18 protein-coding genes and 1 pseudogene are annotated in these 20,715 nt (G+C 37.0%); 8 read left to right on the top strand and 11 right to left on the bottom strand.

The features are described from left to right. Positions 1-615: 615 nt before the first annotated feature. Both ACYIAJ_RS09650 and ACYIAJ_RS09645 read right to left on the bottom strand, forming a co-directional pair. Complete coding sequence (locus ACYIAJ_RS09650; RefSeq protein WP_483564706.1) at positions 616-2,166, bottom strand: hypothetical protein; 1,551 nt, start codon at positions 2,164-2,166, stop codon at positions 616-618. Positions 2,167-2,608: 442 nt separating this feature from the next. After that, on the bottom strand, positions 2,609-3,529 hold the full coding sequence (locus ACYIAJ_RS09645; protein ID WP_483564705.1) for an L-lactate dehydrogenase: 921 nt from the start codon (positions 3,527-3,529) through the stop codon (positions 2,609-2,611). A gap of 411 nt (positions 3,530-3,940) precedes the next feature. On the opposite strand from ACYIAJ_RS09645, the gene ACYIAJ_RS09640 reads away from it, so the two are divergent. Genes ACYIAJ_RS09640 through ACYIAJ_RS09625 form a run of 4 tightly spaced genes read left to right on the top strand, consistent with a single transcriptional unit; the run spans position 3,941 to position 7,457 of the window. Then, the gene (locus ACYIAJ_RS09640; protein WP_483558908.1) at positions 3,941-4,861 is read left to right on the top strand and encodes a metal ABC transporter substrate-binding protein; all 921 of its coding nucleotides are present in this window, start codon (positions 3,941-3,943) and stop codon (positions 4,859-4,861) included. After that, complete coding sequence (locus ACYIAJ_RS09635) at positions 4,861-5,751, top strand: manganese/iron ABC transporter ATP-binding protein (RefSeq protein ID WP_174797629.1); 891 nt, start codon at positions 4,861-4,863, stop codon at positions 5,749-5,751. The genes ACYIAJ_RS09640 and ACYIAJ_RS09635 overlap by 1 nt, the downstream gene beginning before the upstream one ends. Before the next feature lie 6 nt (positions 5,752-5,757). After that, the gene (locus ACYIAJ_RS09630; RefSeq protein WP_483564704.1) at positions 5,758-6,624 is read left to right on the top strand and encodes a metal ABC transporter permease; all 867 of its coding nucleotides are present in this window, start codon (positions 5,758-5,760) and stop codon (positions 6,622-6,624) included. Continuing rightward, positions 6,621-7,457: a metal ABC transporter permease gene (locus tag ACYIAJ_RS09625; protein ID WP_483564703.1), complete on the top strand. Its 837-nt coding sequence runs from the start codon at positions 6,621-6,623 to the stop codon at positions 7,455-7,457. The genes ACYIAJ_RS09630 and ACYIAJ_RS09625 overlap by 4 nt, the downstream gene beginning before the upstream one ends. Positions 7,458-7,576: 119 nt before the next feature. Here the strand turns inward: ACYIAJ_RS09625 and dnaB are convergent, their stop codons facing one another. The 4 genes from dnaB to ACYIAJ_RS09605 all read right to left on the bottom strand — a co-directional run bounded on the left by dnaB (position 7,577) and on the right by ACYIAJ_RS09605 (position 12,180). Continuing rightward, on the bottom strand, positions 7,577-9,001 hold the full coding sequence (gene dnaB, locus ACYIAJ_RS09620; protein WP_483564702.1) for a replicative DNA helicase: 1,425 nt from the start codon (positions 8,999-9,001) through the stop codon (positions 7,577-7,579). 48 nt (positions 9,002-9,049) lie between these two features. Continuing rightward, positions 9,050-9,841 (bottom strand): tRNA pseudouridine(38-40) synthase TruA, encoded by a 792-nt coding sequence (gene truA / locus ACYIAJ_RS09615; RefSeq protein ID WP_483564701.1) that lies wholly within the window; start codon positions 9,839-9,841, stop codon positions 9,050-9,052. After that, the gene (locus ACYIAJ_RS09610; RefSeq protein WP_483564700.1) at positions 9,828-10,847 is read right to left on the bottom strand and encodes an aspartate-semialdehyde dehydrogenase; all 1,020 of its coding nucleotides are present in this window, start codon (positions 10,845-10,847) and stop codon (positions 9,828-9,830) included. Before ACYIAJ_RS09610 ends, truA begins: the two co-directional genes overlap by 14 nt. 322 nt (positions 10,848-11,169) lie before the next feature. Then, complete coding sequence (locus ACYIAJ_RS09605; protein WP_483564699.1) at positions 11,170-12,180, bottom strand: hypothetical protein; 1,011 nt, start codon at positions 12,178-12,180, stop codon at positions 11,170-11,172. Positions 12,181-12,485: 305 nt separating this feature from the next. On the opposite strand from ACYIAJ_RS09605, the pseudogene ACYIAJ_RS09600 reads away from it, so the two are divergent. The 3 genes and pseudogenes from ACYIAJ_RS09600 to kptA all read left to right on the top strand — a co-directional run. After that, a pseudogene (locus ACYIAJ_RS09600) lies at positions 12,486-12,611 on the top strand (LacI family DNA-binding transcriptional regulator); the annotation flags it as partial. Positions 12,612-12,623: 12 nt separating this feature from the next. After that, entirely contained in the window at positions 12,624-13,532 is a 909-nt protein-coding gene (locus ACYIAJ_RS09595) for a substrate-binding domain-containing protein (RefSeq protein WP_483564707.1), read from the top strand. A 420-nt stretch (positions 13,533-13,952) separates the two neighbouring features. After that, on the top strand, positions 13,953-14,498 hold the full coding sequence (gene kptA / locus ACYIAJ_RS09590; protein ID WP_483564698.1) for an RNA 2'-phosphotransferase: 546 nt from the start codon (positions 13,953-13,955) through the stop codon (positions 14,496-14,498). Positions 14,499-14,936: 438 nt separating this feature from the next. Here the strand turns inward: kptA and ACYIAJ_RS09585 are convergent, their stop codons facing one another. Together ACYIAJ_RS09585 and ACYIAJ_RS09580 are read right to left on the bottom strand one after the other, a co-directional pair. After that, entirely contained in the window at positions 14,937-15,209 is a 273-nt protein-coding gene (locus tag ACYIAJ_RS09585; protein WP_483564697.1) for a hypothetical protein, read from the bottom strand. A gap of 75 nt (positions 15,210-15,284) precedes the next feature. Then, the gene (locus ACYIAJ_RS09580; protein WP_483564696.1) at positions 15,285-16,049 is read right to left on the bottom strand and encodes a hypothetical protein; all 765 of its coding nucleotides are present in this window, start codon (positions 16,047-16,049) and stop codon (positions 15,285-15,287) included. Positions 16,050-16,100: 51 nt separating this feature from the next. Between ACYIAJ_RS09580 and ACYIAJ_RS09575 the strand changes: the two genes are divergently transcribed. Continuing rightward, positions 16,101-16,373, top strand: a complete 273-nt coding sequence (locus tag ACYIAJ_RS09575; protein ID WP_483564695.1) for a hypothetical protein — start codon at positions 16,101-16,103, stop codon at positions 16,371-16,373. 272 nt (positions 16,374-16,645) lie between these two features. Here the strand turns inward: ACYIAJ_RS09575 and truB are convergent, their stop codons facing one another. The 3 genes from truB to infB all read right to left on the bottom strand — a co-directional run bounded on the left by truB (position 16,646) and on the right by infB (position 20,698). After that, positions 16,646-17,554 carry a tRNA pseudouridine(55) synthase TruB gene (gene truB, locus ACYIAJ_RS09570; RefSeq protein ID WP_483564694.1) on the bottom strand — a complete coding sequence of 303 codons (909 nt, stop codon included), beginning with the start codon at positions 17,552-17,554 and terminating at the stop codon, positions 16,646-16,648. A gap of 64 nt (positions 17,555-17,618) precedes the next feature. After that, positions 17,619-17,996 carry a 30S ribosome-binding factor RbfA gene (gene rbfA, locus ACYIAJ_RS09565; RefSeq protein ID WP_065586528.1) on the bottom strand — a complete coding sequence of 126 codons (378 nt, stop codon included), beginning with the start codon at positions 17,994-17,996 and terminating at the stop codon, positions 17,619-17,621. 65 nt (positions 17,997-18,061) lie between these two features. Beyond that, a complete protein-coding gene (gene infB, locus ACYIAJ_RS09560; protein WP_483558925.1) occupies positions 18,062-20,698 on the bottom strand; it encodes a translation initiation factor IF-2 in 2,637 nt (878 codons plus the stop codon). Positions 20,699-20,715 lie beyond the last annotated feature (17 nt).

The raw sequence follows: 20,715 nt of genomic DNA, 5'->3' as shown, positions 1-20,715 counted from the left end.
ACTACGGTGAAATTGAAAAAGATTTTGGGCGTAGGTTTGGCAGGCCAGATGCCAGATGCCAGATGCCATGCATGGTAGCGCATTTCGATAATCCTGTCAAGTAATTTATTGTTTTATTTTAATTTTTTATAATTATCCGCTCAACTAATGAGCTTTTCCTTGCTTTGAAAGCGCTTAAATTATAACCGATTGATTAATAATGCGCTAGTTTTTTGTTAAATATTTGTAAAGTTTTGCTAAGTTGATAAGGTTGAGCTTTTGGTGGCGTGTTTTGAGAAATGGTTTTGGTGGTGTTTTTGAATAAAAACCACCAAATAAAAACTTTAATAAAATCAATGCCTTTTCTGACAGATTTTTGGGTGGAAAATTAGGTCTTTTTTGTTCTGGTGCATAGAATGAATTAGGTGCAGAGGTTTCGGACGTTTGCCGTTTCGTGTTCAAAACAACTATCTTGACCACGTCCGAAATCTTGCCACATCAAAATAAACCACGAATTTAAACCACAACAACGCATCTGCAATAGTTTGCCCCAACTGCGCAGAGGTGCGGCTTTAATAACTTGGCCAACTATAGTCATATAAACACCACTGCGAACTTAGGATTAACAGCTAACAGTTAAGGAGTAGTACAAACAGCATAAAGCCCGCCGGCAGTAGCGTAAAGGACCGTACCGGTGTTCGCATTGGCAGCAAACAATCGGCCGGTAGCGGCAAAGTCAGGTGTCCAGTAAAAGTAGTTGGCAAAGCCAGCATCAACGTAACCATACATGGATCCCCACTCCGTAAAAAATCCAGCCCCTATTCGTCGTTGGTAATTATTACCAGGTGACGACGGCGTGGCGCTTGGGCAAGCATTACAATTGGCATTAGTCAAGTCCTTGAGCTTAGCAAGACGATAACCCGAGCTACTACTACACCAAGATGATTGGTTAGATGGGAGATCTCTTTTATTCCCTCTATTGACGAACCACTGCTTCAACTGAAATCCATATTTCACAACCACTCTACCACTACTATCCTTACCCTCTAATTCAAAGGTCTGCGGTAAAGATGGCGCACTTAAACTAGAACTACTTGAATTTATCTGATTATCATTTGCCCTTGGACCATTTAGCGTTACCCGAGTTACATATTGGGATTTATCACTAATCCAACTATCGGCCTCCATGGAACTTCCATTTGGGGGGGTGAATGTATCGGAGCGTGGCCTTGTCCAATTCACTGTAGCCGTTATTCCACCGCGAGAAACAGAAGACCACCTCAACTGACTTCCATCCACACCACCTATATCTAAATCAAAATACAAACCATCTGAACCTGTAGTGGGAAAATTAAGGCCGTAAGATGACGGATTTGTTGACTGAACCAAAAAGCCTTTATCAAGATTCCATATATCTGCTGGGGCACCTGAATTTTGAGCAAGATTTGGCCTTGCATAACAAGTCATAGCTTCAGTTGAATTCGGATTGATATAATACTCCACCGAATTACCACCGAAATTACTACTATTAGGAACACCATATTGTGTAATTAAACTACCACCGGTGCTACTTAATTTCACTTTATAAGGTGCTTTACAGATGTCTAATCTATCGTTACGACTTACTGTATTCCCATTCTTATCAGTAAAACTCACCGATAAGCTTCCTGTTGCCGTTATACCATTAGCTCCTACACCATCCCCATCATCATCATCCCAAAAGTAATAACGATGCACTAAATCATCTAGACTCACCGAAGTCACTGATGGTGGAATTATCATGCCTATATCACTAAGCGTACTTCCATTTATTAACTTTATTGGATTTGTGGCACTTGATGTATTGGTTGACGATGTGATGATTCTACCATCAGGCAATTTAATAGCCAATAACATGTCAGTAGTTGTCAACTTAGTTCGACCTCCATCAAATGTTAAATACGGAGCAGAACCTTCAATCACTCTTGAGGTATAAGCAGACAACGCCTGAGAACCTTGCGAATAAGACAATAATAACAATGGAACAAACACCAAGCACAACATCAATAAGAACTTCGGCTTCGATGACAACCTTGTCGATGAACGTGATGATAAAAATGAGAATTGAGTCTGTTTTAGACTACGGTGAAACTTAAAAAGATTTAGGGCGTAGGTTTGGCAGGCCAGATGCCAGATGCCAGATGCCAATTATGATAGCGCATTTCGATTAACCTGTCAAGTAATATTTTGTTTTATTTGAATTTTTATAATTATCCGCTCAGTTAATGAGCGTTCCCTTTGCTTTGAAAGCGGTGAAATTATAACCGGTTGATTAATAATGCGCTAGTTTTTTTGTTAAAATTTTTAAAGTTTTGTTAAAACCGGAGTCAACCTACGTTGGCGTACTTTGGTGAATGCTTTTTGCTGGTTGTTTTTTTAGTGCCTTTAAAAGTGCCGACAACTAAGTAAGGTTAGCACGTCAAAAAGGGATTTGTGGCTTGGCTTTATAGGATTTCGCATAAAAATCCTTGAACTCAGGCGTTGGCATAAATGCCATTTTTTAAAAGGCCAAAACGTCCTAAACCAAACCACTCCTAGCTATTCTATACTTTATATATGATAGTAGATATTAAAATGTTTTTACTATAATTTATCTAATTTGTTCAATATACCCTTTTACAATATTGACACTTTTTTCAAAGAGTTGTTTTTCATTTTCGGTAAAGTCAAGCTTGATCACTTTTTTGATTCCATGCTGATCTAAAATTGCAGGGACACCAATAGCAACATTTTTATAGCCATACTCTCCGTCTAAAATACAACTGAGCGCTAATGCTCGGTGGCTGTTGGTGAATATATGTTGGCATATTTCGGTGATAGTGCTGGCAATACCGTATTCGGTGCAGTGTTTTCGATTCGCTATTTCAAAGCCCATTTTTCGAGCTTGGCTACCCACTTCATCAAAATCTATTTTGTTTTTTTCTAAATCATTTAAATTAATACCATAGACTGATGAATGAGACCAAACTGGAAACTGCGAATCACCATGTTCGCCCACAATGAAGGCGTCAATGCTTTGTGGGCCTATGTCCATTTTTTCGCCTAACAATCGACGTAATCGTACCGTATCAAGCCATACCCCTGTACCAATTACGCGGTGACGAGGTAGCTTTGATAGTTTCCAGACTTGATATGTGATGGCGTCACAAGGGTTGGTTGCAATTAAGAAGATGCCTTTAAATCCATTACTCATCATGTTAGGTACAATGCTAGCAACAATTTTGGATGTGCCAGCAAGTTCTTCGGCTCGGCTTTTTTGGGCAATGCCTGATGTGACGGTGATAATGGCAATATCTATGTCTGCACAGTCAGTTGATTCACGCAAGCTAACTTTGACCATGTTTTGCCGATAAGCCGCAGCATCTAATAAATCTTGCGCATGTCCATAGGCTAGCTCTTTATTGAGGTCAACAAGTGCGATTTCTTCACAAATGCCTCGGTTAACCAATGTATAAGCTGTTGTTGATCCAACATTACCCACGCCAATAATCATCACTTTTCGTAATTTCATGTTAAGCCTCGCTTGATTTAAGAAATAGGTAAAACAGTAAAGATTATTTCAATAATATACCTTTAGTTATTATCAATAAAGGGACATTATTGCAACTCGGTTAATTGTTTGTTTTGTGCTAACTATTAGTTAAATAGACGGAATTACCTACTATTTAATTGAGTTTTATATACAATAAATTCAGGCTATCGTTATAGCAATAATGAAGCAAGAAACAGCAAGTTTTAAAAAGGATTTGACTTTATTGCATCAAATGATAACAATTCTCATTAATATTTAGTTTTATTGCTGTTCAACCGGTAATACTGTTTCATTATTATAACTAATTAAATAAAAGATATTTGCTAAATTGGTGTATCGTTATCACTGAATTTTGTTATTTGATTGTGTGTTGTTTGCAAGGAGTCGCTAATGAAGTTCATTTTTTTTAAAAACCGCAAAACGTTATTAAAGGTTATTTTAACTTCGTTAATTATTTTGGCGGGTCTTTCTGAATCTGCCCATGCGGTAGAAAAAAAATTTAAAGTGGTTACCACCTTTACCATTATTCAAGATATTGCGCAAAATGTTGCTGGTGATGCTGCTGAGGTTGAGTCAATTACCAAAGTCGGGGCTGAAATTCATGAGTACGATCCCACGCCGAAAGATATTACTAAAGTGCATTCAGCCGATTTGGTATTATGGAATGGCCTTAATTTAGAGCTTTGGTTTAAACGTTTTTTTGAAGACGTTAAAGATGTACCTTCGGTTGTGGTGACAGAGGGTATTGAGCCGATGCCAATTCAAGAAGGCAGCTATAAAGGTAACCCGAATCCGCATGCTTGGATGTCGCCAACGTTGGCTTTAACTTATGTTGAAAATATCCGTGCAGCGTTTGTCAAATATGATCCGCAAAATGCCGCGATTTATAATAAAAATGCAGCCGATTATATTGCTAAAATCAAAGCACTTGATGCACCATTACGTGAGCGTTTAGCTAAAATTCCTGAAGCCAAGCGTTGGTTAGTCACCAGTGAGGGCGCGTTTAGTTATTTGGCTCGTGACTATAATTTGAAAGAAGCTTATCTTTGGCCAATCAATGCCGAGCAACAAGGCACCCCTCAGCAAGTTAGGCATTTAATTGACTTAGTTAGAGCAAATGATATTCCTGTTATTTTTAGTGAGAGTACTATTTCAGATAAGCCCGCTAAACAAGTTAGTAAAGAAACCGATATTAAATATGGTGGCGTTTTATATGTCGATTCACTTTCAACTAAAGATGGCCCTGTACCCACTTATATTGATCTACTCAAAGTGACCGTCGAAACTATCGCTAAAGGATTTGAAAAATAATGACTCAAATTTGCTTGAATGTTGATGATATCACCGTGACTTATAATAATGGTCATACCGCAATTTATGATGCTAGCTTTCGATTAAATGGTGGCACTATTTGCGCATTAGTCGGCGTTAATGGTAGCGGTAAATCGACGTTATTTAAGAGCATTATGGGGATGGTTCGTCCAACTCGTGGTCATGTCACATTTAATGATATGTCAGTTAAGCAGACCTTAAAACAAAATATCATTGCCTATGTGCCACAAACCGAAGAAGTCGATTGGGATTTTCCTGTGCTCGTGTCAGATGTGGTCATGATGGGGCGATATGGGCATATGTCTTTTTTACGTATTCCAAGTAAAGAAGATAAAAAACAGGTCGATCTTGCCCTTGAACGCGTTAATATGCTCGATTTTAAGCATCGTCAAATTGGTGAACTGTCAGGTGGGCAAAAAAAACGGGTATTTTTAGCTCGAGCGTTAGCTCAGCAAGGTAAAGTGCTGTTGTTAGATGAACCCTTTACTGGGGTTGATGTTAAAACTGAAAATGCCATTATTGATCTGTTGAAAGATCTGCGTAAAGAAGGCCATTTAATTTTAGTTTCAACTCATAACTTAGGTAGTGTGCCTGAATTTTGCGATCAAGTGGTATTAATTAATCAAACTGTTTTGGCCTTTGGTCCAACTAAAACAACCTTTACACCACAAAATTTAATGACTACCTTTGGTGGTGCTCTGCGTTATCTGAGTTTGTCGGGCGAACAATTGCATGATGATGAAGATCCTCGTAAAGTATCGATCTTAACCGATGATGAACGTGCTGCAATTTTTTATGGGGAAGGTAAGCATGACTCACCTCATCGAGATTTGCTAGTTAACCATCACGATAATGAACCAAAAGGGTAATAATAAATGGAACTGTTACTTGAACCATTCACCTACGGTTTTATGTTAAAAGCAATTTGGGTAAGTAGTATTGTGGGTGCTGCCTGTGCTTTTTTATCGGCTTTTTTAATGTTAAAAGGTTGGTCACTCATGGGCGATGCGCTTTCGCATTCTGTTGTGCCGGGAGTTGCAGGAGCTTATGCGTTGGGGGTGCCTTATTCTGTTGGTGCTTTTTTTACCGGATTACTCGCTGCACTGGCAATTACGCTCGTACGTGCCTTTACGCGATTAAAAGCAGATGCCATTATCGGTTTTATCTTTTCAACCTTTTTTGCTGTCGGTTTGTTAATTATTTCGCTCAATCCAACATCAATCAATGCGCAAACCATTATATTTGGTAATATTCTAGGGATTGATGATAGTGATATGTGGCAAGTGCAAATCATTATTTTGGTGTCATTTATATTACTTTTCTTTTTTTGGAAGGATTTGTTAGTCGTTTTTTTTGATGAAACCCATGCCCGATCCATTGGATTAAAACCACTACCATTAAAAATCCTATTTTTTACCATTTTAAGCGCCTGTACTGTTGCGGCGCTGCAAACTGTTGGTGCTATTTTAGTAATTGCTATGGTTGTTACACCTGGTGCAACCGCTTACTTATTGACTAACCGATTTTCGCACTTATTGATTATTTCGGTGCTAATTGGCGCTATAACAAGTGCTATTGGCGCTTGGATCAGTTACTTTTTAAATGGTGAAACCGGTGGCGTTATTGTGACGTTGCAAACGCTAATATTTATTGCGGCATTCTTATTTGCTCCACAGCAAGGGTTAATTATAAATCGCCTTAGGATCCGCCAAAGCCGTTTAAATAAAGGGAGGCAGGTATGACAGAGTTTTGGGAATATATCTATTATCCGCTTACTCTTCCTCTTATTCAGCGCGCAATTTTAGCTTCGTTAGCAACCGGTATTGTGTGTGCCCTACTATCTTGTTTTTTAGTGTTAAAAGGCTGGTCGTTAATGGGCGATGCGATCTCGCATGCAGTTTTACCCGGCATTGTGCTGGCATATGTAGCAGGTATCCCGATTATCATTGGTGCTTTTGCTTCAGGTCTATTTTGCTCGGTTGCAACAGGTTATATTAAAGAAAACAGTCGCATTAAAGAAGATACGGTCATGGGGATTGTGTTTTCTGGGATGTTTGCTTTCGGTTTAGTATTATTTTCTAAGGTGGATACGTCGCAACATTTAAATCATATTCTATTTGGTAGTGTGCTTGGCACCAGTTATGACGATCTCAAACAGATCATATTCATTGCTATAATTGTGTCGCTTTTAATTATTATTAAACGCCGTGATCTGATGCTCTATTGCTTCGATCCTGTGCAGGCTAAAGTTGTAGGACTACCTGTTAAGTTACTACATTACGGTTTGTTGAGTGTTTTGGCTTTAACTATTGTAGGATCATTAAAAGTCGCTGGGATGATTTTAGTTATTGCGATGTTGATAGCACCGGGCATCACTGCTTTTTCGTTAAGCAAACGCTTTGAATGGATGTTGGTGATTGCCGTATTGGTTTCGACATTTTCAACGGTGATGGGAACCTTGATAAGTTATTATATAGATGCGTCAACCAGCTCCTGTATCGTTATTTTACAAGCAACTCTTTTTTTATTTGCCCAGACTTATCAGTTTGTTGCTCACAAAAAAGTGCACCGTTAAAGTGATTTTTGAAACTACTACTGTTGAAACCGCTTTTAAAACGACTTTTTAATGGCGATAAAAAAACAGCGTAAATAGAGTTATATCCCTATTTACGCTGTATCGATAATTATTATTTTTTACTCATCATCAAGAAATTTACTGTTATCTGCATAGTTATCAAAACGTGAAAACTGACCTTGGAATTTTAATCGTACTTTACCAATTGGACCGTTTCGTTGTTTTCCTAAAATAATTTCGGCAATACCTTTATGTTCAGAGGCTTCGTTATACACCTCGTCACGATAGATAAACATAATCACATCGGCATCTTGTTCGATAGATCCCGATTCACGTAAATCTGAGTTAACCGGTCTTTTATCAGCACGTTGCTCTAAGCTACGGTTAAGCTGTGAAAGTGCAACAACAGGAATTTGTAACTCTTTCGCCAAGGCTTTTAGTGATCGTGATATTTCGGCAATTTCTAATGTTCGGTTTTCAGAGATATTCGGCACCCGCATTAATTGTAAGTAATCGACCATAATCATACTTAACCCTTTATGCTCACGATAAATACGTCGGGCCCTTGAGCGTAACTCCATTGGCGTTAAGCCTGATGAATCATCAATATAGATATTTTTCTTTTCCAACAATAAGCCCATAGTGCTTGAAATTCTTGCCCAATCATCGTCTTGTAGTTGCCCTGTTCTAATTCGGGTTTGGTCAACACGCGAAAGTGACGCTAACATACGCATCATAATTTGTTCTGATGGCATTTCTAAGCTGAATATTAATACTGGCTTTTCTTGCTCTAGGGCAGCATTTTCACACAAATTCATGGCAAATGTGGTTTTACCCATTGATGGCCTTGCTGCAATAATAATTAAATCAGAACGCTGTAAACCAGCCGTTTTTTTATCTAAATCAATATAACCGGTTGAAACCCCTGTCACACCATCATGCGGGCGTTGGAACAATTCTTCAATCTTAGCTACCGTTGCTTCTAACACTTCGGTTATACTTTTTGGGCCTTCGCCTTGTTTAGTCCGGCTTTCAGCAATTTGGAAGATTTTACTTTCCGCCAAGTCTAAAATTTCGGTACTATCGCGCCCTTCGGTGGCATAACAGTTATCAGCAATATCATTTGATGCGCTAATTAATTCGCGCAAAATTGCTTGTTGGCGAATAATATCGCTATATGCAACAACATTAATCGCACTTGGCGTGTTTTTAGAAAGCTCCGCCAAATAAGCAAAACCACCTACATCGGCTAATAGGTCTTTACTTTCAAGACTTTCAGAAAGGGTAATTAAATCAATTGGTGTCCCTTTGCTGACCAAAGTATGCATTTCAGAAAAAATCAATTGATGATGACGAGAGTAAAAATCCCGCTCAGTGATCATTTCAGATACCGCATCCCAACGTTGATTATCAAGCATCAAGCTACCCAGCACTGCTTGTTCAGCTTCGATTGAGTGCGGTGGAAGCTTGATATTGTGCAGATTTGATTTTTCTGCTTCTTGATTTTTAGAATCTTTGTTTGCTCTTGTTCGATCAGTATTCATTACATTCATCTTTTGTTCTAAATTGAATTTATTGCTAAGCTATGTTGCTTATTTTAAAAATAATGGACCTAAACTAGGATCGGGTATTTGGTATTCAGATGGATAATCCACCTGAACTAAATATAATCCTTCCGGTTTTGCTGTTGCGGCGGCTTGCGTTCTGTCCTTAGCTTGCAAAAGTTCATAAATCCACTCTGGACGCTGATTACCCGCACCAACTTCAAGTAAACTGCCCACAATATTGCGTACCATATGGTGCACAAATGCATTGGCTTTAATATCAACAATAATATATGCACCTTGCCTTGTCACTTCAATATGATGAATATTACGCCAAGGCGTTCTTGATTGACATTGAGCTGCTCGAAATGATGAAAAGTCGTTTTCACCTAATAAATACTGCGCAGCTTGGTGCATTAATATTTCGTTTAATGGCACATAATAATGTGACACCCCTTTAGCTAAAATCGCAGGGCGATAGCGATGATTATAGATCACATAACGGTAACGTCGAGCTGTCGCACTAAACCTTGCATGAAAACTATCCTCAACTATTTGTGACCAGCGCACTGCAATATTATCAGGTAAATGCGAATTAACCCCCATTGTCCAAGCACTCGGTGAGCGCGCAGCTTGGGTTTCAAAATGCACTACTTGTCCTGTCGCATGCACGCCAGCATCGGTTCGACCTGCGCAAAATACGTTGATTGGCTCATTAGCAATAATGGATAAGGCAGATTCTAGCCGCTCTTGAATAGAATCGACAGATTGCTGGCGTTGCCAGCCAAAATAACCACTGCCATCATATTCAATACCTAGGGCAATTTTACAGGTAGTCATTAATCAGGATCTCAAGCGTCTCAATTAACATCAATGCCCCTAAATAACGGATATTATCGGCCACTGACCAAAATTGAATTTGTTCATAATGACCATAACTGTGTCTTAAATTCGCCAACTTTATAACCAAATTGTGTTCTGATTCAGTACTAACTTCGGTCACTGGCGTTGGCAAGTTATCGCCTTGCACTTCAACACCAAATTCACCAAAGCGTGCCATATCTAATTCAATTGGCAAACTACTTGATACATTAATGGCTTGTGACACGCCATAAAACACGGGCACAATCACTGACTCGATAGAAACTGGAAGTTCATAATTACTCAATACTTTACGGATTTGATCAACTTGGGATTTTTCTCCGAGTATTGCATCGTGATGTTCGTGCGATACCGGTAATAGATTAAAAGCTAATTGCTTATCAAACAGTTGATTATCAACCGGCATACCATTTAACAAGCAAGCACTTTGCCCTGCCAGTTCATCCACGCCAGATTTGCCATACAATGATGCTGGGATAAAACTAGTCGCATGTAAATTTGTTAATAATTCCATATCAGTTAACGAAGCAACACAACGCAACAACTGACATACAGTGGCACTAGCAACGGCGATAATGTTTTCATTACGGTATTCGGTCAATACGCTATTATTCACTTTAGGTACCACTAATGGAATATGATCTTGCTGAGCAAAATAACCACTTGCATCAATCACTATACACCCCGATTGTGCTGCGACTTGCGCATACTTTTCACTGGTTTTAGCACCAGCGACAAAAAAAGCAAAATGGCACTCGCTCCAATCCATTTGTGTACTGTCAATCACCGTTAAATTTTTGCCAGCAAAGCGAACTATTTCGCCAGCACTATTGTCGCTACCGACTAAATAAAGATTTTCAATTTTTAGACTACTGTCTTGTAAACTACGTTGCTGTAGCAACTCAACTAGCGCAGAACCAACTTGGCCTGTCGCTCCTACAATAGCAATATTCCATGCAGACATATTTATAAACCCAATAAAAAATTTAGCGGTAATTATATCACTATATTGTCAAAGATAGCGGAAAAAGATACATGACAATAGCATTAGATGAATAGATTTCAATTGACTGTGATTCTGAACATTAAAACGATAAGCCATCATTAAGATGGCTTTGTTGATACTGAGCTTTTGATAATACTCGAAAATGAATTTAGCAGTTTACTTTTTCACAGGTTATTTGACTATTCAAACAAATAAGATGATTTTTTAGTCTTCACCAATAATGAATTATCTTTTACTAATAAAATTTATACTTACTTATTATATTGATTGCTAAATAATACTAATTGGCTAACTCATCTTCCACGTGTTTGATTGCCTGCCGATGTTGATCAATTAAGCAAGTCAAAAGTTTATCTAAATAAGGTTCAATATCACTTTCATAAATCGGAGCTGGTGTAATTAAACACGCTGTATTTATATTTTTTCCCAATGCTAGCAATGAATCTTGCTGTGGTTTTTTATTATCAAGCTGCTTTACTTTCTCTTTTAGCTGATCTTGATAATAACGATAGATTCTAAAATCAAGACTATAATCAGAAGATCCATTTTTAGCTGATTGATTAAACAGTGCAATGGACTCTTCTAATGTTAAACCATACTCAACAGCGCCTTCGTGAAATTTAGTATTAAATTGGTTAGGATAGATAATTTGATAAGTTGCTTCTGGCATATTAATTTGCATCTCTTTAAGCCCAAATTTCATATTACTTGTGTCAATATTGTAATGCTTCCATAATGTAGGAAAAGTCCCAGACTCATCCTCAATTGGTTCTGATTTTATTGTCAATAATGTGTAAATATCGCCACTTGGAGCAATATAGTAATGCTGATAGCCATTCCAAAGGGTAGGATTATTAGAAAAAGAGTTATTTGCTAAAAAAAGCTTATCAATTACCTGATTTTTGCTAATTAAAAATAACGTAATATCTCGCCCAGAATTAGGTATATCTTTCTCGTTTTTGTTATTAGGATTAATTGGGTTAATGCTTAATTTTAGTTGAAAATCATTACCATTATAGACAATAGGATCATTATCGATTAATTTATCTAACTGTTTAAAATCAAATTTCAAATTGTTGAGTGGGCAACGGCTATCATATTTTATCTTTTCTTTTTTATCTAGTTGATTATATTCATCTTCGTTTCTAGCGCAATCTTGTTGCAATTGATGCATATCAACACTCATAAAAAATGGTTCACCACGATATTTAGAGTTAATATCAAGTAATTGACCACAGACACAATAACTAAACATAAATAAAATTGCGCCCAATAAAGGTTTTAGTTTCATATCAAATTCCTTTTGTTTACCTCATGTTAGCATACTTCCATTCTATTTTTTCTAATAGAAGAAAATACGAACTTTTATCTAAGTTTTTAATAATAATTTTTTCATTCAAGTATATTTTTCACATTATATATAACATGGTTATATTACTTATTCCATATTTTTGATAAAGCATACCTGTTTAAGCTGCTTAGATATCTGTGATAGATATTTTGGGACACAGATCGACAAAACAAAATTCTATCCCTTACAAAACAACTCAATATCAGTAAAGTGATAAGCCATTTTAATTAGTTTTATGCATTATTATGACAAAAATCACCCTATCAACAATTGCCAAAAAAGCCAACACGTCAGTCGCTTCAGTATCTAGAGTGTTAAAAAAACCACATTTGACATCCTCTCAAATACAACTACGCGTTTATAAAGCTATTGAGGAATTAAATATGGACACATCAAAAAATTTCAAACCCTATAAACCAATACATAACAGCGGCAAGATATTAATTATTGATAACCAACTTTTTTCAAAGAGCTTAATCAATATTGGTGTCGAGCAAGAACTAAAAGAAAAGCAGTATCAAGTGTTTTATTTGCAGTTTCCTTATAATAATAAAAGTGATATCCATCATATTATTCGTTATGTTGCTCAAAATGCCTTTGACGGAATTATCATTATTAATGATGCTCCCTATTTAAAAACGTTGGTTGCTTATAAAAATACATTACCACCTATTGTATTAGTTAATCACTTTTCGCTTGATTTTGTTTGCGTGCATTTTGATCATTTGTTGATTGGACATCAAATAACAAAATATTTGATTGATAAATCACATAGCAAAATTGCTATTTTGCTTAACGATGAAACACTAACCAGCTCCACGCTTCTGCTACAAGGTTATAAACAGGCTTTACTGCGCGCCAATATTGCTATTGAACCCCGATATATTATTCACGGCTGCTTTACCTATCAACATGCTAGATCGGCAGTAAATAAACTAATAAACAGTACCAAATCACCTACTGCAATTATTTGCACCGATCATTTTAGTTTAAATTGCTTGAATAAAAATAATTATAAAGAACAACACCACCAATCACCCGATAGCATGATTCTCGGCGCGTTGCACCAAGCCAATGAAAATAAAGCAAAACTGACTAAACCACTTACAATATCGTATTTTAGTGCCTCTAAGGAACTTAAATACAATGAATTAGATAGCCTGTACAGAATAAATAAACCATTGTTTAAAATGGGGCAAAAATCGGCGGCTTTACTTTGTGAGCTTATAGAAAACACAATAAAACCCATTAAGCGCTGTACAATCATTAGTGCTGAATCGATGTTTTATTAATGTTTGAGATGCTCGGTTTTTACTAAACTTATTTTGATTACGTCGATTGTGGAACTTACCTGGTACATTTACACTATGCAATTGAGCATGATTAACGTTTCATCCCCATTTTACTCACTAAATGCGTTTGATCGTCTTCACTGCAAATAACAATCGTGTCTTTTGATACCACATGTAAAAATAATTCAGGATTCTATACCGTTAAAATAAAAAATATTTATTTTTAAATGATTTATTGGTTGGATATGCAAAAGGAATGCAATTAATATCAGTATGAGGTTTTATGTTGTCGGTTACATAGCTCAGGAGAACAATCCTATCCCTAAACTACAATCGACTATAACAGGGTATGACTTACGAGTTTTTAAAGTGATAGATAAGATCTATAATGGTTGATAGGAAGAATAAAGGATATAAAACATGAACAATCAATTAAATAAAACGAGTAAATTTTTAAGTTATATTTTAAGACATCAACCAGAAGCTATCGGTATAACCTTAGATACTGAAGGATGGATCGATATTAATATATTGATCCTACAAGCTAATCGACATGGCGAATCACTTACCAAAGAGTTAATCAAAAAAGTTGTCAAAACAAGCGATAAAAGACGTTTTACTATTTCAGAAGATGGTTTAAAAATACGCGCAGCACAAGGACATTCAACTCAACAAGTTAAAATTAAGTATGTTGAACAGGTACCACCCGAATTTTTATATCATGGTACAGCAACGCGCTTTATTGATTCAATAAAAAAACAAGGATTAATTGCCGGTGATCGCCATTATGTCCATTTATCTATTGATGAACAGACAGCTAATGCGGTAGGGAAACGCTACGGTAAACCTATTGTATTAAAGGTAAAAGCCTTACTAATGCATCAACAAGGCTTTAAATTTTATCTAGCTGATAATGGAGTTTGGTTAACCAATAATGTTCATACTGACTTTTTAATATTTGACTAAACCTAATTTAGCCCTCTCAGCTTTATATTGGGCTAATTCTATTTTGGCTAGTTCTAGCTAAGTTAAAAAATTGTCTAAATGATATCGGTTTTCCCAAGAAGGTTCTTCCCCACTATAACCATAATCATGAAAATACACCTTCGGTCTCCACTTGTATCATTTCCATCAAAGCAGGCTAAAATAATGTATCCATCATTAAAAAACTCGATTGATCGTTAGCAATATCAAAAGGTATTAAAGGATGATTTGTATATTTTATTAGCATTGAGCTGTAACTATCCCCTAAAATACTACAAGAAGCAGAAGCCGACATTTCTGTTAAAGAGCTTTGCCATAAATAAAGTATGGGCAACTCCACTTTTTATAAATAGCGAGAGAAATAGGGTGGTATGGAAAGCTCAGATATAAAACGTCTAAAAGAACTAAAGATGGAAAGCGCTACAAGCGACTCATGCCATTCGTTTTCAGCCCAGTTTGTTTTTGTATTGCTGTAAACTTCTTTTCTGACACTTCCACAATACATTCAGCCACTTTTGTATCCTCTTTTACATGGATGATAGACACTCTTAAGTAATTACCAAAATCGGTTTTTAATAAACTCTCATAATAAATACCGACGCACTGATTATAAGGCCACTTGTCACCATTTTTACATCGTTCAGCAATACTTTCTCTTAGTTCTGATGCATCAAAATCAGGTTCTTCTACCACATTTGCTTGACATTGATTTGAGATGTATGTTGTTTTTGAAATTGAATAATACTATCACTAATATGGGATTTTACCTCACTTTTCATTCCTCTCTAGAATAGGTATAACATATAGTTGGTCATAATATTTACCATATCTGGTTCCATCAACAGGATCTGTATAGATAATGCTATAATCCTTATCATTGAGTAAATTGATATAAGGATATTCTGGAACAAAATATTCTTCATAGTTATCTAATCCTCCGCCAAACCAAGGATTAATATATGAGGGATTACCTTTTTGGGTAGCCAGCGCATAACTTAGTATGCTGTTATCTGGATTTTGGCAGCTTAAAATAATATACATTTGGTCGTTGGTAACAAAAGAGTGTTTAAATTTATAACAAATTGGTTTGTCATAATTGGCTTCGTAATAATAAAATTTTTTATCGGTTGTTGCATAGCCTTCAGCGAAATTCTCTCTTAGATTTTGAATCCGTCTTTCATCTGATGTCCCGGTATCTTGATAGAAAGGTTTTAAAGTATCACCAAGTAGTTTCTCTTTAAGAGTTTTTTTTTGCCGCAAATAATTTTGCGTTTTATTTTCTATGATTGAGTTATTTACCGGGATAAAAAAGATAATCACAAATAACATTGTAATTGTTATATAGTCACCTTTCTTTTTGTTGGATTTGATTAGTAAGTAACATACACCGACAAGAGAATTAAAAATAAATAAAACAATAATTAGAAACGTTGTTAATTTTTGATCACTAAGTATAAGATTACTATCTTGACCAAGTCGAGAAAAAATAATAAGGCATTCAATTGTGAGTAAAATCGTAACAAAAATTCGCATATTCTAATTTGTTTCAGCTATTACATATTTCCACACATTATAATGAAGATAATGATATTCACAAAATATAATGGAGTAACCGTAAAAATTGTGGTTAAACAAGGCACATTTTCTAAACTAGAAGAAATAGATACTGCAGCAAATTCTGCGGCAACAAAAATATTTCCTAATATGTCGATTAAAACTGAAAAATGGATGAAAACAAATACACGTTTTCAAGTTGAAGGATGGCAAATGACAACCCAACTTGAACAAAGCAAAGGAATAGATATTTTGAATGAAAATATTGCTCATTTTGAAAAAGTAAATGTAACTATCCTCTAAAATAGTACAGCAAAAAGTAGCAAATTCGCTTTGGTAAAAATAACTGAGTACCAAATCGTATTTATATTAAAATTATAGTTTAGGCAGAGATTTTCTGAACCTAGTTTACAATCACAACTTCTGCTGTACTATTTGCCCATTTCTTACATTGGTATTGCTTATTACTTGTAAAAAAGATTCAGGAGTCTATACCGTTTCATATCTAAACAAGTCGTTAAAAACCACTAGCTTGAAAAGCTTGTTTTTTTCAGCGGGATTTAAACCAAGCAAGACTAGTTGATGAATGTTGATATTAATCGTTTTGGCGATAATTTGTTACTTTGCATCACGCCGGCGCCAATAAATTGCTTGCCTTGATAAATTCGCACCAAGGTTTCAACTTGTGCAGCGCTTTCAAATTCAATGGTTCGCCCTAACAATATATCTTTACCTTGTGCATCAGTCAGCGTTATTTTTGGACGATCTTGTAACGGGCTATCAACAGGCATTAACAGTTCATCCTTTTCGGTCCTATTTTGTAATGCATCTAAACTGATCATTTTATCAATCGGATAATTAGATACTTGCAAACGCCTTAAATAAATAACATGTGCCCCACAACCCAGTAATTCGCCTAAATCATCAATAATAGTTCGAATATAGGTGCCTTTAGAGCAGTGTATTTCTAGCGTTAATTCGTTTTTTATAGCATCAAATTGGATAAATTGATTTTCGTAAACGGTAATAGGCCTAGCTTCACGTTCAATGACAATACCTTGGCGAGCATATTCGTAAAGTGGTTTACCTTGATATTTTAAAGCCGAAAACATGGTCGGTACTTGTAAAATATCACCTCGAAAATGCATTAAAGCTTGGTTAATTTGCGATTCGCTCACTTTAACAAGTTTGGTACAAATAATTTGGCCATCCGCATCTGAGGTATCTGTACGCTCACCAAGTTTGGCGATCACTCGATAACGTTTGTCTGAATCTAATAAATACTGTGAAAATTTGGTCGCTTCACCAAAACAGATAGGTAGCATACCTGTCGCTAATGGATCAAGTGCCCCTGTGTGCCCCGCTTTTTTAGCATTAAATAACCATTTCACTTTTTGCAGAGCATCGTTGGATGTCATGCCTTGTGGTTTGTCTAGTAACAAAACGCCGTGAAGATCACGGCGAGTTCTTTTTATATTCATCATTTATTTTATATTGAAATGCATAGTTATCTGAAATTTTTACAAAATTCAGGACTATTTTTTAATATTAATCTTTATGACGCTCGTTATCATGCTTGATAACATCCGCCACCAAGCTCGACATTTGCATACCTTTAACAAGCGACTCATCGTAAAAAAATTTGATCTCAGGAATGATTCGCAAACGCATAGCTTTACCAATCAAAGTGCGAATATAGCCTTTAGCATCATTAAGTACTGCTAAACCTTGTTCAATCACTTGCGGATCATCGTCATTTAAAAAAGTGACAAACACTTTAGCATAGGCAAGATCGCGCGAAATATCAACACCCGAAACAGTGACCATGCCAAGACGAGGATCTTTAATTTCTCGTTGTAAGATAATTGCAATTTCTTTTTGTAATTCATGCCCAACTCGAGATGAACGATTAAATGCTTTTGCCATATCTATTTTCCTTAAAAAATGAATAAGCAAGGCTAAACCTTGCTTATAACATTAATACGTTGTAATTAGATCGTACGTTTGATTTCGATAGTTTCAAAGACTTCAATCGTATCGCCAACACGAACATCGTTGTAGTTACGCACACCAATACCACATTCGGTTCCATTACGCACTTCGTTAACATCATCTTTAAAGCGACGTAATGATTCAAGTTCACCTTCATAGATAACTACGTTATCACGTAGAACACGAATTGGGTTGTGACGTTTAACCACACCTTCGGTTACCATACAACCAGCAATTGCACCAAATTTAGGTGATTTAAATACATCACGCACTTCAGCAAGACCAATGATTTCTTGTTTGTATTCTGGTGCAAGCATACCACTCATGGCTTGTTTAACTTCATCAATTAAGTCATAAATAACAGAATAGTAACGTAGATCTAAGTTTTCTGATTCGATCACTTTACGTGCTGATGCATCGGCACGAACGTTGAAACCTAAAATAATCGCATTCGATGCAGCTGCCAGTGATGCGTCAGTTTCAGTGATACCACCCACGCCTGATCCAATAATTTTAACTTTAACTTCGTCTGTTGACAGTTTAAGTAATGAATCAGAGATCGCTTCAGCCGAACCTTGAACATCCGCTTTTAATACGATATTAAGCTCAGAAACATCGCCTTCTGTCATATTAGTAAACATGTTTTCAAGTTTCGCTTTTTGCTGACGAGCAAGTTTCACATCACGGAATTTACCTTGTCGATAAAGGGCAACTTCACGCGCTTTCTTTTCATCACGCACAACAGTTGCTTCATCACCTGCTGATGGCACACCCGATAAGCCAAGGATTTCAACTGGTATAGAAGGACCCGCTTCTGTAACTTCTTTACCTAGTTCGTTACGCATTGCGCGAATACGTCCATATTCAAATCCACAAAGAACAATGTCGCCTTTACGCAGTGTACCTGATTGCACAAGAACAGTAGCTACCGAACCACGACCTTTATCAAGGAATGATTCAATCACCACACCACTTGCCATACCGGTTTCGTATGCGGTAAGTTCAAGCACTTCCGCTTGTAATAAAATAGCTTCAAGCAGTTGATCAATACCGGTTCCTGCTTTAGCCGAAACATGAACAAACTGTGTATCACCACCCCAATCTTCTGACATTACACCATATTGAGCAAGTTCACCTTTTACACGCTCAGGATCGGCTTCTGGTTTATCAATTTTGTTCACAGCAACAACAATTGGCACGTTTGCTGCTTTAGCATGTTGAATTGCTTCAATGGTTTGTGGCATCACACCATCATCGGCAGCGACTACAAGTACCACAATATCTGTTGCTTTAGCACCACGCGCACGCATTGAAGTAAATGCCGCATGACCCGGAGTATCTAAGAATGTAATTTCACCGCTTGCGGTTTTAACATGATAAGCACCGATGTGCTGGGTAATACCACCAGCTTCACCTGATGCCACTTTCGCTTTACGGATATAGTCAAGTAATGAGGTTTTACCATGGTCAACATGCCCCATAATGGTGACAACTGGAGCGCGTGCAACTTTTTCTGCACCAGTATCACGGTCGCTCATGAGTGATTCTTCAAGCTCATTTTCGCGGCGTAATACCACTTTATGTCCCATTTCTTCAGCAACAAGTTGCGCAGTTTCTTGGTCAATAACCTGATTGATGGTTGCCATTGCGCCCATTTTCATCATGGTTTTGATGACTTCAGATCCTTTTACTGCCATTTTGTTAGCAAGTTCAGCAACAGTAATGGTTTCACCAATCACAACGTCACGGTTGACTGCTTGTACTGGTTTGTTAAAGCCCTGTTGTAATGTGCTTTTACCTTTCTTTTTATGACCACTGCGAGTCACTGCACGTGCTTCTTCACGCTCAGCTTTACCTTCGGATAATTTGCTACCCTTTTTCTGCTTAGTTTGTTTACCACTCCGACCTCGACCACGTGCACTTTCAACTTCACGATCGGTGTCGTCTTCAGCTGCGCGCGCATATTTAGAAGTTGTGACATGGTAATCTTCGTCTTCGGTAGTGTCTTTTTCGTCGATATTACTATATTGTTCAGCTAATTTGCGCGCTTCTTCAGCCATGCGTTTAGCGTCTTCTTCTAGTTTACGACGATTTTCTTCTTCGGCTTTGCGTTTAATTTCGTTAGCTTCTGCTTCTAATCGTGCTTTTTCTTCTTGCGCTTTTTTCACTTTTGGATCGCTGGATTGTTCTTGCGCTGCTTTTGCTTTTTCTTCTTGTGCACGTTTTTTAGCTTGTGCTTCTTCGCGTTTTTTCGCCTCTTGTGCGACTAGTTTTTCTTTTTCTTCCGCCTCTTTTTTGGCTTTTTGTTCAGCTTCAAGGCGTGCCTTTTCTTGCTCAGCAGCAATTTCGGCTGGATCACGTTTAACAAAAGTGCGTTTTTTACGCACTTCTACTTTAATTTCTTTACTTTTACCACCACCGCTAGACACATTCAAGGTTGAGTGCGTTTTACGTTGCAATGTCAATTTTGTTGGGCCTTGCTGAGGTTTTAAGTGGGCAAGCAAAGCTTCTTTTTCCTTTTGTGTGACAGTATCAGACGCAGTTTTATTCATACCTGCATCGGCAAACTGTTGCAAAAGTGTTTGCACTGGAGTGTTGATTTCTTGAGCCAGTGTTTCTATTGATACTTTGGTCATGTATTACTTTTCCTCAA

The organism is Gilliamella sp. X-46, assembly GCF_057063525.1.
The sequence above is the reverse complement of the archived record's forward strand: the minus strand, read 5'-3'. Positions and strand labels throughout refer to the sequence as shown.

Excerpts from the sequence above, each read along its gene's own strand:
- ACYIAJ_RS09645 (WP_483564705.1), bottom strand. The coding sequence starts at position 3,529 with ATGAAATTACGAAAAGTGATGATTATTGGCGTGGGTAATGTTGGATCA.
- ACYIAJ_RS09640 (WP_483558908.1), top strand. The coding sequence starts at position 3,941 with ATGAAGTTCATTTTTTTTAAAAACCGCAAAACGTTATTAAAGGTTATT.
- ACYIAJ_RS09635 (WP_174797629.1), top strand. The coding sequence starts at position 4,861 with ATGACTCAAATTTGCTTGAATGTTGATGATATCACCGTGACTTATAAT.
- ACYIAJ_RS09630 (WP_483564704.1), top strand. The coding sequence starts at position 5,758 with ATGGAACTGTTACTTGAACCATTCACCTACGGTTTTATGTTAAAAGCA.
- ACYIAJ_RS09625 (WP_483564703.1), top strand. The coding sequence starts at position 6,621 with ATGACAGAGTTTTGGGAATATATCTATTATCCGCTTACTCTTCCTCTT.
- dnaB (WP_483564702.1), bottom strand. The coding sequence starts at position 9,001 with ATGAATACTGATCGAACAAGAGCAAACAAAGATTCTAAAAATCAAGAA.
- truA (WP_483564701.1), bottom strand. The coding sequence starts at position 9,841 with ATGACTACCTGTAAAATTGCCCTAGGTATTGAATATGATGGCAGTGGT.
- ACYIAJ_RS09610 (WP_483564700.1), bottom strand. The coding sequence starts at position 10,847 with ATGTCTGCATGGAATATTGCTATTGTAGGAGCGACAGGCCAAGTTGGT.
- ACYIAJ_RS09605 (WP_483564699.1), bottom strand. The coding sequence starts at position 12,180 with ATGAAACTAAAACCTTTATTGGGCGCAATTTTATTTATGTTTAGTTAT.
- ACYIAJ_RS09595 (WP_483564707.1), top strand. The coding sequence starts at position 12,624 with ATGGACACATCAAAAAATTTCAAACCCTATAAACCAATACATAACAGC.
- kptA (WP_483564698.1), top strand. The coding sequence starts at position 13,953 with ATGAACAATCAATTAAATAAAACGAGTAAATTTTTAAGTTATATTTTA.
- ACYIAJ_RS09580 (WP_483564696.1), bottom strand. The coding sequence starts at position 16,049 with ATGCGAATTTTTGTTACGATTTTACTCACAATTGAATGCCTTATTATT.
- ACYIAJ_RS09575 (WP_483564695.1), top strand. The coding sequence starts at position 16,101 with ATGATATTCACAAAATATAATGGAGTAACCGTAAAAATTGTGGTTAAA.
- truB (WP_483564694.1), bottom strand. The coding sequence starts at position 17,554 with ATGATGAATATAAAAAGAACTCGCCGTGATCTTCACGGCGTTTTGTTA.
- rbfA (WP_065586528.1), bottom strand. The coding sequence starts at position 17,996 with ATGGCAAAAGCATTTAATCGTTCATCTCGAGTTGGGCATGAATTACAA.
- infB (WP_483558925.1), bottom strand. The coding sequence starts at position 20,698 with ATGACCAAAGTATCAATAGAAACACTGGCTCAAGAAATCAACACTCCA.